This window comes from Rhodococcus sp. WS1 (assembly GCF_003797745.1).
Classification (GTDB): Bacteria; Actinomycetota; Actinomycetes; order Mycobacteriales; family Mycobacteriaceae; genus Rhodococcus_F; species Rhodococcus_F erythropolis.
Genome location: NZ_RKLZ01000001.1, coordinates 579421 through 595672 on the forward strand (window position 1 = coordinate 579421; position 16252 = coordinate 595672).

Annotated in this window: 17 protein-coding genes; 14 read left to right on the forward strand and 3 right to left on the reverse strand. The window is 62.8% G+C overall.

Going from position 1 to position 16252, the window contains the following annotated elements:
* Positions 1 to 3: 3 nt before the first annotated feature.
* Genes EEB12_RS02600 through thyX form a run of 3 tightly spaced genes read right to left on the reverse strand, consistent with a single transcriptional unit; the run spans position 4 to position 3715 of the window.
* Positions 4 to 2013 (reverse strand): ribonuclease J, encoded by a 2010-nt coding sequence (locus EEB12_RS02600; RefSeq protein WP_019748179.1) that lies wholly within the window; start codon positions 2011 to 2013, stop codon positions 4 to 6.
* Positions 2014 to 2919 (reverse strand): 4-hydroxy-tetrahydrodipicolinate synthase, encoded by a 906-nt coding sequence (gene dapA / locus EEB12_RS02605; RefSeq protein WP_003942142.1) that lies wholly within the window; start codon positions 2917 to 2919, stop codon positions 2014 to 2016. It lies immediately after the preceding gene.
* A gap of 43 nt (positions 2920 to 2962) precedes the next feature.
* Positions 2963 to 3715, reverse strand: coding sequence for an FAD-dependent thymidylate synthase (thyX, locus tag EEB12_RS02610; protein ID WP_029538044.1), 753 nt, complete (start codon positions 3713 to 3715; stop codon positions 2963 to 2965).
* Between the two features lie 154 nt (positions 3716 to 3869).
* On the opposite strand from thyX, the gene EEB12_RS02615 reads away from it, so the two are divergent.
* The 14 genes from EEB12_RS02615 (at position 3870) to nuoK (ending at position 16251) form a co-directional block, all read left to right on the forward strand.
* Positions 3870 to 4349, forward strand: coding sequence for a toxin-antitoxin system HicB family antitoxin (locus EEB12_RS02615; protein WP_019748177.1), 480 nt, complete (start codon positions 3870 to 3872; stop codon positions 4347 to 4349).
* A gap of 86 nt (positions 4350 to 4435) precedes the next feature.
* A complete protein-coding gene (locus EEB12_RS02620) occupies positions 4436 to 4870 on the forward strand; it encodes an SRPBCC family protein (RefSeq protein WP_019748176.1) in 435 nt (144 codons plus the stop codon).
* Positions 4871 to 5050: 180 nt separating this feature from the next.
* Positions 5051 to 5443 carry a response regulator transcription factor gene (locus tag EEB12_RS02625; protein WP_044480360.1) on the forward strand — a complete coding sequence of 131 codons (393 nt, stop codon included), beginning with the start codon at positions 5051 to 5053 and terminating at the stop codon, positions 5441 to 5443.
* Positions 5444 to 5688: 245 nt separating this feature from the next.
* Positions 5689 to 6048 (forward strand): NADH-quinone oxidoreductase subunit A, encoded by a 360-nt coding sequence (locus EEB12_RS02630; RefSeq protein ID WP_003942165.1) that lies wholly within the window; start codon positions 5689 to 5691, stop codon positions 6046 to 6048.
* A gap of 80 nt (positions 6049 to 6128) precedes the next feature.
* The gene (locus EEB12_RS02635) at positions 6129 to 6683 is read left to right on the forward strand and encodes a NuoB/complex I 20 kDa subunit family protein (RefSeq protein WP_003942234.1); all 555 of its coding nucleotides are present in this window, start codon (positions 6129 to 6131) and stop codon (positions 6681 to 6683) included.
* On the forward strand, positions 6680 to 7342 hold the full coding sequence (locus EEB12_RS02640) for an NADH-quinone oxidoreductase subunit C (protein WP_019748174.1): 663 nt from the start codon (positions 6680 to 6682) through the stop codon (positions 7340 to 7342). The genes EEB12_RS02635 and EEB12_RS02640 overlap by 4 nt, the downstream gene beginning before the upstream one ends.
* Complete coding sequence (nuoD, locus tag EEB12_RS02645; protein WP_019748173.1) at positions 7342 to 8673, forward strand: NADH dehydrogenase (quinone) subunit D; 1332 nt, start codon at positions 7342 to 7344, stop codon at positions 8671 to 8673. The genes EEB12_RS02640 and nuoD overlap by 1 nt, the downstream gene beginning before the upstream one ends.
* Positions 8670 to 9494, forward strand: coding sequence for an NADH-quinone oxidoreductase subunit NuoE (nuoE, locus tag EEB12_RS02650; RefSeq protein ID WP_019748172.1), 825 nt, complete (start codon positions 8670 to 8672; stop codon positions 9492 to 9494). The genes nuoD and nuoE overlap by 4 nt, the downstream gene beginning before the upstream one ends.
* 1 nt (position 9495) lies before the next feature.
* A complete protein-coding gene (gene nuoF, locus EEB12_RS02655) occupies positions 9496 to 10815 on the forward strand; it encodes an NADH-quinone oxidoreductase subunit NuoF (RefSeq protein WP_141487362.1) in 1320 nt (439 codons plus the stop codon).
* Positions 10812 to 13229 carry an NADH-quinone oxidoreductase subunit G gene (locus EEB12_RS02660; RefSeq protein ID WP_141487363.1) on the forward strand — a complete coding sequence of 806 codons (2418 nt, stop codon included), beginning with the start codon at positions 10812 to 10814 and terminating at the stop codon, positions 13227 to 13229. The genes nuoF and EEB12_RS02660 overlap by 4 nt, the downstream gene beginning before the upstream one ends.
* Entirely contained in the window at positions 13226 to 14581 is a 1356-nt protein-coding gene (gene nuoH / locus EEB12_RS02665) for an NADH-quinone oxidoreductase subunit NuoH (protein WP_070385267.1), read from the forward strand. Before EEB12_RS02660 ends, nuoH begins: the two co-directional genes overlap by 4 nt.
* Positions 14574 to 15161 carry an NADH-quinone oxidoreductase subunit NuoI gene (gene nuoI / locus EEB12_RS02670; protein ID WP_141487364.1) on the forward strand — a complete coding sequence of 196 codons (588 nt, stop codon included), beginning with the start codon at positions 14574 to 14576 and terminating at the stop codon, positions 15159 to 15161. The genes nuoH and nuoI overlap by 8 nt, the downstream gene beginning before the upstream one ends.
* Positions 15158 to 15955, forward strand: coding sequence for an NADH-quinone oxidoreductase subunit J (locus EEB12_RS02675; protein WP_019748167.1), 798 nt, complete (start codon positions 15158 to 15160; stop codon positions 15953 to 15955). Before nuoI ends, EEB12_RS02675 begins: the two co-directional genes overlap by 4 nt.
* Positions 15952 to 16251 (forward strand): NADH-quinone oxidoreductase subunit NuoK, encoded by a 300-nt coding sequence (gene nuoK / locus EEB12_RS02680; protein ID WP_003942238.1) that lies wholly within the window; start codon positions 15952 to 15954, stop codon positions 16249 to 16251. Before EEB12_RS02675 ends, nuoK begins: the two co-directional genes overlap by 4 nt.
* Position 16252 lies beyond the last annotated feature (1 nt).

Sequence of the window (16252 nt, forward strand, 5' to 3'; positions counted from 1 at the left end):
AATCTACGGAACCGCGATGACCGTCGGAATGATCATCGGACGGCGGCGGTACTTGTCCGCGACCCAGCGTCCGACGACGCGGCGCACGGACTGCGCGATGCGATGAGCGTCGATGACGCCTTCGCTCGCCAATCGGGCCAGGTCCGATTCCACGAGATCCGCGGCGGCCTTGAGTGCCGTCGGATCGTCGGAGAAACCGCGGCCGGACACCTCGGGAGTGCTGACTGCGCGTCCTGTCGACTCGTTGATGACGATGGTGATGGCGATGAAGCCGCCTTCACCGAGTACGAGTCGATCGGAGAGCGTCGGCTCGCCGACGTCACCGACTGAAAGACCGTCGACGTAGACGTGTCCGACCGGTACGCGTCCGACGATCTCGGCGAGGCCGTCGACCATGTCGACCACGACGCCGTCCTCGGCCAGCACGATGCGCTCTTCCGGAACGCCGGTGGCCTTGGCAAGGGCGGCGTTGGCACGCAGGTGCCGCCATTCACCGTGGACGGGCATGGCGTTGGTGGGCCGAACCGCGTTGTACAGGTAGAGCAACTCACCGGCGGACGCGTGGCCCGAGACGTGAACCTTGGCGCTCTGCTGCGTCACGACGGTGGCACCGCGCTTGGCCAAGCCGTTGACCACGGCAAAAACGGAGTTCTCGTTACCCGGAATCAGCGAGGATGCGAGAACGACCAGGTCGTTGGCACGGATGTTGATCTGGCGGTGTTCGCCGCGTGCCATCCGCGAGAGCGCTGCCAACGGCTCACCCTGCGAACCCGTCGAAATGAGCACCAGGCGATCGTCGGGAAGGGTGGCGGCGGTGTCGATGTCGACGACCAGTCCGTCTGGCACCGTGAGGTAGCCGAGATCCTGGGCGATCTGCATGTTGCGGACCATCGAGCGGCCGACGAAGACGATGCGACGGTTGTACCGAGCGGCAACGTCGACGACCTGCTGGATGCGGTGCACGTGGCTGGCGAACGATGCCACGATGACGCGCTGCTTCGCCTTGCCGATGACGTTGTCGAGCACTCCCCCGATTTCACGCTCGGGCGTGACGAATCCCGGGACCTCGGCGTTGGTCGAGTCCACGAGGAACAGGTCGACACCCTCGTCGCCCAGGCGGGAGAAACCGGCGAGGTCGGTCAAGCGGCCGTCGAGAGGCAGCTGATCGAGCTTGATGTCACCGGTGTGCAGTACAACTCCGGCGTCGGTGCGAATCGCGATCGCGAGCGCGTCGGGAATCGAGTGGTTGACGGCGAAGTACTCGCAGTCGAACGGGCCGTGAGTGGTGGTGTTTCCTTCGACGACCTCGACGAGGTTCGGTCGCAGGCGATGCTCGCGGCACTTGGCGGCAACGAGGGCGAGAGTGAACTTCGCGCCGATGACCGGAATGTCCGCGCGCAGGCGCAGCAAGAACGGCAGAGCACCGATGTGATCCTCGTGGCCGTGAGTCAAGATGACGGCTTCGACGTCGTCCATACGGTCTTCGATGTAGCGGAAGTCCGGGAGGATCAGGTCGACGCCGGGCTGCTGGTCCTCGGGGAACAGCACACCGCAGTCGACGATCAGCAACTTGCCGCGGTGCTCGAACACCGTCATGTTGCGACCGATTTCGCCGATGCCACCGAGAGCGACGATGCGCAGACCTGATGCCGGCGCCTTCGGGGGTGTTCCGAGGCGACCGGTGGGATCGACGGCCGGACGGTTCTCGGGGCGCTTGTTTCCGCGCCCGTTGCCCGCCTTCGACGCTGCCGGACGGTTGCCGCCGGCAGATTTGCGTGGCGACCTGTCTTCGGTCGATTTCTTGGGTGCAGCAGATTTGGTGGCGGCGGACTTGGTCGCTGCAGATTTGGCTGCTGCGGCCTTCTTGGGCGGGGCGGCTGCGGCGGGGGCCGCTTCTGCCGCCGGCGCAGCTGGTGCCTCTACCGGTGCGGCCTTCGCGGCCGTCTCGGGAGCCGGAGGCGAAGGCGGACCGGCTTGACGACTGGCACTACGACGTCGGGGGGGACGGGTCATTTACAAAACTCCTGCCGCATGCAGATCGGCGGCAAGACCGTCGATCTGCTCTTTAGTGGGTGCAACCTGCGGAAGGCGTGGTTCTCCGACATCGATTCCGATGAGTCGCAGACCCGCCTTCGAAGCGCTGACACCGCCGAGGCGGGCAACGGAACGAATCACAGGGATCAAACTGAGGTTTATCTCGCGTGCGCGGGCGATGTCGCCGGACACGAACGCGGTGTGGAGGTCGCGGAGGCGACCCGGAACGAGATGGCCGATGACGCTGACGAAGCCGGTAGCACCGACAGCGAGCCACGGCAGGTTCAGCGGGTCGTCACCGGAGAAGAACTGAAGCTCGGTGGTGCCGATCAACTCTGCGCCGGCGTTGAGGTCACCCTTGGCATCCTTGACGGCCTTGATCCGCGGGTGCTCGGCGAGTCGGCGGATCGTTTCGGTCTCGATGGGGACGACGGAGCGGGGCGGAATGTCGTACAACATGACGGGCAGGTCGGTCGCGTTGGCGACGGCGGTGAAGTGTGCAAAGAGTCCGGCCTGGGGCGGACGCGAGTAGTACGGGGTGACGACGAGCAGACCGTGCGCACCGGCGCGAGCCGCGTCACGGGCGAGTTCGACACTGTGGGCGGTGTCGTTGCTCCCGGCGCCTGCAACGATCTTCGCGCGGTTGCCGACGGCGTCGATCACTGCGCGGAGCAGGTCGAGCTTCTCGGACTCGGTGGTGGTGGGAGACTCACCGGTCGTGCCGGCAAGAACGAGGCCGTCGCAGCCGTTGTCGACGAGATGGGCTGCGAGGCGCACTCCCGCGTCGACGTCCAACTTCCCGTCGGCAGTGAACGGGGTCACCATCGCAACGGAAATGGTGCCGAACGGACGCTCGACAAGAGAAGCGGAATCACCGTAGGTCATGGTCAGAAGGTTACCCGGTTCAGCTCTTACTTCTGCACACGAGTCACGACTCGGCCGCAAATGCACTGACGGCGATTTCCGATCCGTCGCTTCCGCGGAGAATCTCGTAGTCCCCGAACACATTTGGGGCGACGTCACGAAGCTGACGTAGGCACTCGATCGCGACTCGCCGGATCTCGACGTCGGCATGTTCGGTGGCGCGCATCTCGACGAAGTGCCGCCAGGCCCGATAGTTCCCGGTCACGACCAAGCGCGTCTCGGTTGCGTTGGGCAGCACCGAGCGCGCAGCTTGCCTGGCTTGCTTCCCACGCATCGGGGCACCGGGCACTGATTGCAATTTCCCCTCGAGGGCGGTCAGCAGTTCGCCGTAAGCGCGACGGCTCTCGTCGGTGGCAGACAGAAACAGTGATTCGAGCTCGGGATCACCTTCGACCGCGGGAGGCACGACAACGTTCGCATCATTCTCGCGAACGAATCGCTGCGAGAGTTGCGAGTACGAGAAGTGCCGGTGACGAATCAATTCGTGAGTGCACGAGCGCGAGATACCAGTGATGTAGAAGCTCACCGTCGCGTGCTCTAGCACCGAAACGTGTCCGACCTCGAGCAGATGTCTGAGGTAGCCGGCGTTGGTTGCGGTTCGCGGATTCGGCTTGGACCAACTCTGGTAGCAGGCTCGGCCGGAGAACTCGACGAGCGCTTCGCCGCCGTCCGCGTCCGTCTCCCACGGAATGTCCTCGGGCGGGAAGAACTCGGACTTCGCCACCAACTGCACTTTCAGCGACACCGTGTTCGGCACAACCCACTCCTCGACAAGCACGAAACGACCAGCACGAAACCCGGGCGCCGTTCGCCTCAGGTGCTGGGCAACTCTATAGCGGTTGCGCTCCCCCGAGATCGAGTGACGTCACCACACCCTTGACTGACGTCACTTTTGACGCCACTCTGGTGTCATGGACATTTCGGAGTACACCGCGAAGCTGCAGAATGACCTCGTCACCGCAGCCGAACTCGGCGACGATCACACGCGCCGGATTGCGGCGTCGTTGTCCGCCGCCATCGAACCCTCGGTCCGCCTGGTCTTGTTGGCCGCGGCGACGGAGTTGGCCAAGGAGATCGGGACCAAACTCGACGGCCGCGAGGTCAGGGTCAATCTCGACGGCAACGAGATCGTGACCGACGTCGTCCGCCCGACGAATTCGACCGGCGGCGAGGGCGGAAACGAGAAGGCAGACGACGAGAAGAAGGACTCCACTTACTCGTTCGACGACGTCAGCGGCGATATCAGCCGAGTGACGTTGAGGATGATGGAGCAGATCAAAGCCCGCGCCGAGGAGGCAGCCAATCAGAACGGAGTCTCCCTCAACTCGTGGGTTTCACAAGCCGTTCAGGGCGCATTGCGGGACCAGATGCGCAAGAACGGCATGGACTAGTTCGACGCCACCCTGATCGCCGATGATCTAATTGCGCAACTGCAGTAATCACGAACCGTTGCCGCAAGGCGAGAAGGAGCACGTTCATGGCCGTTTCGGGCGTCAAGGAATTCGAGATCAAGGCTGATCCGGCGACGGTGATGAAGGCCGTAGCTGCAGTCGATCGGCTGCCGGAGTGGTCGTCTGCGCACAAGAAGATCACCATCGAGAGCACCCACGACGACGGTCGACCCCATCGCGTTCGCATGGCCGTGTCCATTCTGGGAATCAACGACGAGCAGGTAGTCGACTACACCTTCGAGGGCGACGACAAGGTGACCTGGACACTCGTCGAGAGCGGCCAGCAGAACCAGCAGGACGGCTCGTACGTCTTGACTCCCACCGACGGTGGAACCAAGGTCACCTTCGAACTGACCATCGATCCCAAGATCCCGCTGCCGGGCTTCCTGGTGAAGAAGGCGCAGAAGACGGCCCTGGAAACTGCAAGCAAGGGCCTGACGAAGTTCGTCGAAAACTTCTGAGCGCACACGCAATTCAGGCGGCCCTTACTTCGGCGTTCATCGCCGGGTAGGGGCCGTTTGCTGTGAAGCCCAGCTGCGATTTCTCGGAAGTTCTTGCCGATGTTGAACATTCGCCGGTAGCCGTGGACCGCCCGGAGTAACGTCGGCCGCGTGTCCGCCGAGACCGCAGAGCCCAACTCCATGGCACCCGTGCGCATCCTCGTCTACAGCGACGACGCACACACCCGCGAGCAAGTTCGGCTCGCTCTCGGAGAGCGCCCACATCCTTCGATGCCCACCATCGACTACGTCGAGGTCGCGACCGCGCCGATCGTCGTCGACAAGCTCGATGCCGGCGGAATCGATCTCGCCATCCTCGACGGCGAGGCGAGTCCGGCGGGCGGCATGGGCGTCGCGAAACAACTCAAGGACGAGATCGTCGACTGTCCGCCGATCCTCGTACTGACCGGTCGACCCGACGATGCGTGGCTGGCGTCGTGGTCGCGAGCGGAAGCCTCAGTGCCGCAGCCGATAGATCCGATGGAACTCTCTTCCACCGTCATCGCGCTTCTGCGTCGGCAACTGAGCCGGTGAGCACCCGTTGCAGCGGTGATTCGTTGCGGCGCCGACTACTTCGGACTTTCGAGAGCGAAACTCGGCACCTCGAAAATCAACCCAATGTCGGAGGCCTCCCCTAGTGTGGGTGTCGCAGGTCACATAAGTGTCGAATTGCTGGCAGTATCGAAATCGAGCGGCACCTTCGGGTTAACGGCACCTTCGGGTTAACGGCACCTTCGGGCTAGGCGGACATCCGCACAGCGGAGAGGAGTTCGGGTGAGATGAACGCTTACATCCCCATTCTCGTTCTCGGGGTCATCGCGATGGCCTTCGCTGTGGTGTCGGTTGTTCTCGCGTCCGTGGTCGGCCCGAAGCGGTACAACAGGGCGAAACTCGAAGCCTACGAATGCGGAATCGAACCGGCACCCCGTACCGCTGGTGGCGGACGGTTTCCCGTCAAGTTCTATCTGACGGCAATGCTGTTCATCATCTTCGACATCGAGATCGTTTTCCTCTATCCGTGGGCGGTGCATTTCGATTCGCTCGGTTTGTTCGGCCTCGCGGCGATGGGCCTTTTCATAGTCAACGTCTCGGTGGCATACGCATACGAATGGCGACGAGGCGGTCTCGGTTGGGACTAGCTCAGCGAACACAGGAACAGCACACACGAGTCAGACAAAACCGGTCACACCGCAGCTGTTACGACTGAAAAGAGTCGGATATGGGTCTCGAAGAAAAGCTCCCCAGCGGATTTCTACTGACCACGGTCGAGGGCCTGGCAGGTTATGCCCGCAAAGGATCACTGTGGCCTGCCACCTTCGGGCTCGCGTGCTGCGCCATCGAGATGATGGCAACCACGTCGGGTCGCTTCGACCTGGCGCGGTTCGGTATGGAGGCATTCCGCGCGTCGCCGCGACAGGCAGACCTTCTGATCGTGGCCGGGCGGGTCAGTCAAAAGATGGGCCCGGTACTTCGTCAGGTCTACGACCAGATGGCCGAGCCGAAATGGGTTCTGGCCATGGGTGTATGCGCGTCGTCCGGCGGAATGTTCAACAACTACGCAGTGGTTCAGGGCGTCGACCACATCGTGCCGGTCGACATCTACTTGCCCGGCTGTCCGCCGCGGCCGGAGATGCTCCTGAACGCGATCATCGAACTGCACCGAAAGATCCAGGAAATGCCCCTCGGCGTGAACCGCGAAGAGGCACGCGCGGCAGCCGAGCGCGCCGCACTGGCATCCACCCCCACCATCGACATGAAGGGGCTGCTGCGATGACCTCGGGTAACACCGGCGCGAGAGGGATGTTCGGGGTCCGCGGCACTGGCGACACCTCGGGCTACAGCAGGCTTGCCCCTCCGATCTCTCTAGAGGACAAGGCTTCTCGACCCTTCGGCGGTTATTTCGATGCAGTCGCGGATTCGTTGGACGCGGCATTGAGCAGCGCGGGTGGCACTTTCACCGCTGCAGTCGAGCGTGTGGTGATCTTTCGAGACGAGATGACGCTGCACGTCGAACGCTCCCACTTGCCGCAGGTTGCGCGAAGACTGCGCGACGAACCGGACCTTCGCTTCGAGCTCTGCCTGGGTGTCGACGGAGTGCACTACCCGCAGGACACCGGTCGTGAACTGCACGCCGTGTATCCACTTGCCTCGATTACGCACAACCGCCGAATCAGGCTGGAAGTATCTGTGCCGGATTCCGATCCGCATATTCCGTCGATCGTCGGGATCTACCCGACCAATGACTGGCATGAACGCGAGACGTACGACTTCTTCGGGATCGTCTTCGACGGTCATCCGGCCCTGACCCGCATCGAGATGCCCGACGACTGGAAAGGCCACCCCCAGCGGAAGGACTATCCGCTCGGCGGTATCCCGGTCGAGTACAAGGGCGCCCAGACTCCGCCTCCCGACGAGCGTAGGTCGTACAACTGATGAACGAGACGACAGGAAGCAACTCCGGTGCCACGACGGAAACCGTCGTCACGGCATCGGGTCAGGACTGGGACGACATCGTCACCGCGGCCGCCCGCCAGCGAACCGGCGAGGCGGAACGGATCGTGGTCAACATGGGCCCACAGCATCCGTCCACTCACGGGGTCTTGCGCCTCATTCTCGAGATCGAGGGTGAGACGGTCGTGGAAGCTCGATGTGGAATCGGCTACCTGCACACCGGAATCGAGAAGAATCTCGAATTCCGGAACTGGACGCAGGGCGTCACTTTCGTTACTCGAATGGACTACCTGTCACCGTTCTTCAACGAAACCGCGTACTGCCTCGGAGTCGAGAAACTTCTCGACATCACCGACGACATTCCCGAGCGAGCCACCGTCATTCGCGTCATGATGATGGAACTCAATCGGATCTCCTCACATCTCGTGGCCCTGGCGACCGGCGGAATGGAACTCGGCGCCGTAACGGCGATGCTGTTCGGATTCCGCGAACGCGAATTGATTCTGGACGTGTTCGAGACGATCACCGGACTGCGGATGAATCACGCCTACATCAGGCCTGGTGGTCTCGCTCAGGATCTACCCGACGGGTCGGTCGCGAAGGTTCGGGAATTGTTGAAGGTCCTACCGAAACGGTTACGTGACGTCGAACTGATGCTCAGCGACAACTCCATCTGGAAAGCACGTACCCAGGGAATCGGATATCTCGATCTCACCGGCTGTATGGCGCTCGGGGTGACGGGGCCGGTCCTTCGCGCCACAGGTCTCCCCCACGATCAGCGTCGAGCGCAGCCGTACTGCGGCTACGAGAACTACGAGTTCGACGTAGTGACACACGACGGATCCGATTGCTACGGAAGGTACGTCATCCGCGTCGAGGAGATGAAGGAGTCCCTCAAGATCGTGGAGCAGTGCCTCGACAAGCTACAACCGGGCCCGGTCATGGTGGACGACAAGAAGATCGCCTGGCCTGCCGATCTCGCTGTGGGACCGGATGGCCTCGGCAACTCGCAGAAGCACATCGCCAAGATCATGGAGTCCTCCATGGAAGGTCTGATTCACCATTTCAAACTGGTCACCGAGGGTATCCGCGTGCCGCCAGGTCAGGTGTACGTCGCCGTCGAGTCTCCGCGTGGCGAACTGGGGGTGCACATGGTCAGCGACGGGGGAACCCGGCCGTACCGCGTCCATTTCCGGGACCCGTCGTTCACCAACCTTCAGGCAGTAGCCGCGATGTGTGAGGGAGGCATGGTGTCCGACGTGATCGCTTCGGTTGCCAGTATCGATCCCGTCATGGGCGGAGTGGACCGATGACCGGCCCGAACAGCTCGTCACGCGTGTTCATCGAACTCGGGCCGCGCCCGGAGGAGCCCACGCAATTGGTACGCCATGGCGCACGATCGAGCTATCCACCCGACGTACTCGCCCGACTCGACGCCGACGCCGAAACCGTCATCGCTCGCTACCGTGAGCCTGACGCCGCCGCGACCACCAGTCGATCCGCCCTCTTGCCGCTCCTTCATCTCGTGCAATCCGAGGACGGGTACATCACCCCGGCTGGGATCGATTTCTGCAGTGCCAAGCTGGGTTTGACGGGCGCCGAGGTCGCCGCAGTTTCCACCTTCTACTCCATGTATCGCCGGGGGCCGACGGGTGAGTATCTGGTCGGAGTCTGCACCAACACGCTGTGCGCGATCATGGGCGGCGACGACATCCTCGCGGCACTCGAAGAGCACCTGGGCTCGACAGGCTCCAGAGATGAAGGTGGACACTCCATCTCGACGTCCGACGGTAAGATCACCCTCGAACACATCGAGTGCAATGCGGCGTGCGACTACGCCCCCGTCATGATGATCAACTGGGAGTTCTTCGACAATCAGACCCCGGAATCGGCGCGCTCACTCGTCGATGCGCTCCGCGCCGGAGAGCGCGTGACACCCGATCGCGGTGCCACGCTGTGCTCGTTCCGGCAGACTGCGCGCACTCTGGCTGGTTTTCCGGATACGCGAATCGAGGCAGCCGAAGCGCAGACCGTCGGCGATGCAACTCTTGCCGGACTACGTATCAGCCGATCTCTCGACGACAATCCACCCGGCTCGGCTTCCGCGGCCGACGCTCCCGGCGAAGGGAAGTGACATGACACTCGCCCCCGTCCTGAGTCGATACTGGGATCAACCGAATTCATGGACCCTCGACAGCTACCTTCGCCGCGACGGCTACCAGGCGCTGCGCAAAGCGCTGGCCACGCCCCCCGACGCCGTGATCGAAACCGTCAAGGACGCGGGCCTGCGCGGACGTGGCGGCGCGGGCTTCCCGACAGGCCTCAAGTGGAGCTTCATCCCCCAGGTCTCCGCAGACAAGCCAGGAGACGGCAAGCCTCACTACCTCGTCGTCAATGCCGACGAGTCCGAACCGGGCACATGCAAGGACATGCCGTTGATGATGGCGACCCCACACACGTTGGTGGAGGGAGTGATCATCGCGGCCTACGCAATTCGAGCAGCGAAGGCGTTCATCTACGTCAGAGGTGAGGTTGTCCCGGTTCTGCGACGCCTGCAGACCGCTGTCGCCGAGGCTTACGCGGCCGGATATCTGGGCCGCAACGTCCTCGGTTCGGGTTTCGATCTGGATCTCGTCGTCCATGCCGGAGCCGGCGCCTATATCTGTGGGGAAGAGACGGCCCTCCTCGATTCGTTGGAGGGACGACGCGGTCAGCCTCGACTGCGGCCGCCGTTCCCCGCTGTCGCCGGTCTCTATGCCTGCCCGACCGTCGTCAACAACGTCGAGTCCATCGCGAGTGTTCCGTCGATCGTCCTGGGCGGCCCGGAGTGGTTCCGATCGATGGGAAGTGAGAAGTCACCGGGATTCACGCTGTATTCGCTCTCGGGTCATGTCACCACCCCCGGCCAGTACGAGGCTGAACTCGGGATCACCTTGCGCGAGCTGCTCGAATACGCAGGCGGGGTCCGCGCTGGACACACCCTCAAATTCTGGACTCCCGGCGGATCCTCGACACCGATCTTCACCGACGAACATCTCGATGTCCCACTCGACTACGAGGGCGTCGGCGCCGCGGGATCCATGCTCGGTACCAAGGCCTTGCAGATATTCGACGAGACAACCTGCATCGTGCGTGCGGTGTTGCGATGGACCGAGTTCTACGCTCACGAATCCTGCGGTAAATGCACGCCGTGCCGCGAAGGCACGTACTGGCTGGTGCAGATCTTGCGTCGGCTCGAAGGCGGAACAGGAACCGAGGCCGATCTCACCAAACTTCTCGATATCTCGGACACGATCCTCGGAAAGTCCTTCTGCGCGTTGGGTGATGGAGCGACCAGCCCGATCATGTCTTCCTTGAAGTACTTCCGCGAGGAATACGTAGCGCATTTCGACGGTAACGGATGCCCGTTCGATCCTCACCGGTCCGTTCTCGCGACAGGAGCGTTCGTCTCATGACTGCAGCCGACGCCGCCACTGGAACCGATGCGGCACCGCCGACCGATCTCGTCACCCTCACCATCGACGGCCGGGAACTCCAGGTCCCCAAGGGCACGTTGATCATTCGCGCTGCGGAGATGATCGGCACCCAGATTCCGCGGTTCTGCGATCATCCTCTTCTGGACCCGGTCGGTGCTTGCCGCCAGTGCATCGTGGAAGTCGAGGGTCAACGCAAGCCGGTGGCGTCCTGCACGACACCGGTTGCGGACGGAATGGTCGTCACCACACAGCTCACGTCGCCTGTGGCCGAGAAGGCGCAACGCGGGGTGATGGAACTCCTGCTCATCAACCACCCTCTGGACTGCCCCGTGTGCGACAAGGGCGGCGAGTGTCCGCTCCAGAACCAGGCGATGTCGACCGGTCGCACCGAATCCCGGTTCGGTGAGGAGAAAAGGACCTACCCCAAGCCCATCCCCCTCTCGTCCGAGATCCTCCTCGACCGCGAGCGTTGTGTCCTCTGCGCCAGGTGCACGCGATTCTCGAGTCAGATCGCCGGCGACCCGTTCATCGATCTCCTCGAGCGCGGCGCGCTTCAACAGGTCGGAATCTACGCCAACGAGCCCTTCGAGTCCTACTTCTCGGGCAACACCATCCAGGTTTGCCCGGTCGGCGCGCTCACCAGTACGGCATACCGATTCCGGGCGCGACCGTTCGATCTGGTGTCCAGCCCCAGCGTGTGTGAACACTGCGCCGACGGATGTGCTCAGCGCACCGACCACCGTCGCGGAAAGGTTCTCCGTCGTCTCGCCGGGGACGACCCCGACGTCAACGAGGAATGGAACTGCGACAAGGGGCGCTTCGCTTTCACGTACACGACCCAAGGTGATCGGATCACCACTCCCCTGATCCGCAATGCTGACGGCGAATTGATTCCGGCGTCGTGGCCCATGGCACTCGACCTCGTTGCGCGATCCTTCGCGCAGGCCCGCGGTGACGCAGGCGTACTCGTCGGCGGACGCTCTACCTTGGAGGACGCCTACGCCTACGGTAAGTTCGCGCGAGTTGCTCTCGCTACCAACAACATCGACTTCCGAATCCGCGCTCACTCAGCCGAAGAGGAAGATTTCCTCTCAGCTCACGTCGCTGGCCGCACACTTGAAGGGTCGGTGACGTACCAGGACCTCGAATCTGCCCCGACCGCGTTGCTGGTAGCTCTCGAGCCAGAGGAGGAGTCACCGATCATCTTCCTGCGACTGCGCAAGGCCGCACGTTTCGGCAAGACGGCGGTGCTCTCCAGCGCGCCATTCGCTACGCGCGGCCTGCAGAAGATGGGCGGTGGTCTACTTCGGACCGTACCCGGAAGTGAAGCAGCTCTGATGGATTCGTTGTCCCACCCCAGCAGTGAGGAGGGTCAGCTCCTCCGGCAGCCCGGTGCTGTGATCCTGCTGGGTGAGCGACTGAGTGCGGTAGTAGGCGGCTTCGCCGCGGCGCTGCGACTCGCCGAATCGACGGGAGCATCTCTCGCTTGGGTCCCACGCCGCGCTGGTGATCGCGGCGCCGTCGAGGCCGGCGCGCTACCGGGATTGCTTCCCGGCGGACGCCCCGTTGCGGACCCGGCAGCACGTCAGGAGGTGGAATCAGTGTGGGGGGCCTCCATCCCGGCATCCGACGGTCGCGACGCCGCGAGTCTGCTGGATCCGGGGCAGACGACTGCTGCGCTTCTTGTCGGCGGCGTCGAGTTGAGTGATCTCCCGAACCCGGCGAAGGCAAGGGCCGCGATCGAAGCCGCAGGGTTCGTTGTGAGTTTGGAGGTCCGTCACAGCGGAGTCACCGAACTCGCCGACGTCGTCTTCCCGGTGGCACCGGTCGCCGAGAAGCCCGGAACCTTCCTCGACTGGGAAGGCCGCGAGCGCGTGTTCGACACCGCGTTGAGAACGACAGGAGTAATGCCGGATCAGCGCGTTCTCCACGCGATCGCAGCCGAGATGGGCATCGATCTGGGCCTACCCGACGCAGATTCCGCACGCTCGGAGATACACCGCCTCGGAGCTTGGTCCGGATCGCGCCCCACCTCGCCTCAGGTCCCGTCAGGCACCATGCCCACACCGGCACTGGGCGAGGCAGTGTTGTCGAGTTGGCGAATGTTGCTCGACAACGGCCGATTGCAAGACGGCGAGCCCAACCTGGCGGGTACGGCACGGCCGTCGCTCGTGCGTTTGTCGGCCGAGACCGCTGCCGAGATCGGCGCCGACAACGGCGATCACGTTGCGGTGTCGACTGAATCCGGTTCCATCACATTACCGTTGGAGATCACCGACCTCCCGCCTCGAACAGTCTGGCTCCCGCTCAATTCACCGGGTAGCACGATCTACGAAACGCTCTGCGTCACCGCGGGGTCCGTGGTGAAGATTGCGAAGGCGGGAGCGCAATGAACACCCACGAGTACGGGACGGTCGCAGCTCCGGTCGACCTGTCGGCGTTCGGGCACGACCCGTGGTGGTTGGTGATCGGCAAGGCTCTCGCAATCTTCGTGTTCCTCGTACTCACCCCGCTGGTGGCGATCTACGCGGAACGAAAGGTCATGGCACGCATGCAGATGCGTGTCGGACCGAACCGCGTCGGCCCCCGTGGAATGCTCCAGAGCCTCGCTGACGGAATCAAGCTCGCCCTCAAGGAGGGCATCACACCGACCGGCGCCGACAAACCGATCTACCTCCTCGCGCCCGTCATCGCGGTCGTGCCCGCCTTCATGGCTTTTGCTGTCATCCCGTTCGGTCCACAGGTGTCGATTTTCGGAACCCGGTCACCCCTGCAACTGACCGATCTACCGGTCGGCGTTCTGTACATCCTGGCCGTCACTTCTATCGGTGTGTACGGGATCGTCCTTGCCGGCTGGTCTTCGGGATCGACGTATCCCCTACTGGGCGCACTTCGATCGACCGCGCAGGTCATCTCGTACGAGGTAGCGATGGGCCTGTCTTTCGCTGCCGTTTTCCTCTACGCCGGCACGATGTCCACGTCCGGCATCGTCGACGCCCAACAGGGAGCCTGGTACGTCTTTCTCCTCCTGCCGTCCTTCCTGATCTACGTGACAGCCATGGTCGGCGAAACCAACAGGGCTCCCTTCGACCTTCCCGAGGCCGAAGGTGAGCTGGTAGGTGGGTTCCACACCGAGTACTCCTCCCTCAAGTTCGCGATGTTCATGCTGGCCGAGTACGTGAACATGGTGACGGTATCCGCACTGGCCACCACGCTGTTTCTGGGCGGGTGGCACGCACCGTTCCCGTTCAATCTTTGGGACGGCGCCAATTCCGGTTGGTGGCCGGTGCTGTGGTTTGTCGCGAAAGTGTGGGGCTTCCTCTTCGTATTCATCTGGTTGCGCAGCACGCTTCCTCGATTGCGCTACGACCAGTTCATGAATCTCGGCTGGAAGGTTCTGATCCCAGCAGCTTTGGTATGGGTGATGGTGATCGCGACCGTTCGTGCGTTCCGCAACGAGGGCTACAACACCTGGGTCGTACTTCTCTGCGTCGCACTGGTTCTCGGAGCTGCGCTCCTGATCGTGTTGGCCGGGACTTACCGCGGCCGACGCCGAACTGCCGCGTTGGTCACCGCTTCGGGGACCTTGCCTTTCGATGCAATGTCGGGCGGCTTCCCGGTTCCACCGCTGCCTGGTCAAAAACTGCCTGGTCAAAAACTGCCTGGTCAAAAACTGCCTGGTCAGAACGTGCCACCGCCTCGACGCACAGATGTTTCCGACACATCGGAGGACTCCCATGCCTGAATTCCTCGGACCTATCGCGGGTTTCGGAGTGACGCTCTCGACCATGTTCAAGAAAGCCGAGACCGAGTTCTATCCGGAGGAGAAGCGCCCCACCGCGCCCGGATACCACGGTCGCCATCAACTCAACCGGTATGCGGACGGACTCGAGAAGTGCATCGGTTGCGAACTGTGTGCCTGGGCCTGCCCCGCCGACGCGATCTATGTCGAGGGTGCTGACAACACCGAAGAAGAACGGTTCTCCCCCGGAGAGCGCTACGGGCAGGTGTATCAGATCAACTACCTGCGGTGCATCGGCTGCGGCCTCTGCGTCGAGGCCTGCCCCACTCGGGCCCTCACGATGACCAACGAGTACGAGATGGTCGACGACAATCGAGCTGGATTGATCTACGAGAAGGACCGATTGCTCGCGCCCCTGAAACCCGACATGACAGCGCCACCACACGCGCTGCGTCCCGGCACAACTCAGGACGACTACTACCGCGGCGACATCACAGCAGTACCCGAACAAGCAGCACCCGAACAAACAGCACCCGAACAGCCAGCACCCGAGCGAGAGCCGAACCCGGAGACCGAGAAATGATCGCGGCGGTCACGACCACGATCCTGGCGGAGGGAACGATGACATCGACCTCCACCGGCGAGGCGGTGCAGTTCTGGATCCTCGGAACCCTTGCGGTGATCAGCGCTTTGGGTGTCGTCGCCGCTCCCAAGGCCGTCTACTCTGCACTCTTCCTTGCGATGACGATGATCATTCTGGCCGTGTTCTACATCGTCCAGGGCGCGCTGTTCCTGGGTGTCGTCCAGATCGTCGTCTATACCGGCGCGGTGATGATGTTGTTCTTGTTCGTCCTGATGCTGGTGGGCGTGGATTCTTCGGACTCCCTGGTCGAAACGCTACGCGGACAACGAGTCAGCGCGATCGTGATCGGCGTCGGATTCGGGCTACTCCTTATCGGCGGCCTCGGAAATGCGTCGATCTCGGGCTTCACCGGATTCACCGGACTCGACCAGGGCAACATCGACGCACTCGCCGATCTCATCTTCATCCGCTACGTCTGGGCCTTCGAACTGACCGGCGCACTGCTGATCACGGCGACACTCGGCGCAATGATGCTCGCACACCGGGAGAAGATCGGAGCCACACTCAGCCAACGCGAACTCTCCAAGCAACGATTCGCGTACCTGGGCAGCGATGAAGACAATCCCGAAAAGGGCTCGGCCACTCCACTCCCCAGTCCCGGCGTGTACGCACGTCACAACGCAGTGGACATGCCGGCCTTGTTGCCGGACGGAACATTCTCGACGCTCTCGGTCAGCAGCGCGCTCACTCCACGTTCCCCGGATCCGAGCACCGGTGAGGAGACTCAGCGATGAATCCCGAGAACTATCTGTATCTGTCCGTCCTGTTGTTCACGATCGGAGCTGCAGGAGTCCTCCTGCGCCGCAACGCCATCGTGGTGTTCATGTGTATCGAATTGATGCTCAACGCCGCCAACCTGGCGTTCGTGACCTTCGCGCGCATGCACGGCAATCTGGACGGCCAGATCTTCGCCTTCTTCACGATGGTGGTCGCTGCGGCCGAAGTAGTCGTCGGCCTGGCAATCATCATGATCATCTTCCGATCTCGGCGTTCTGTATCCGTCGACGACGCAGACCTGCTGAAGTACTGAT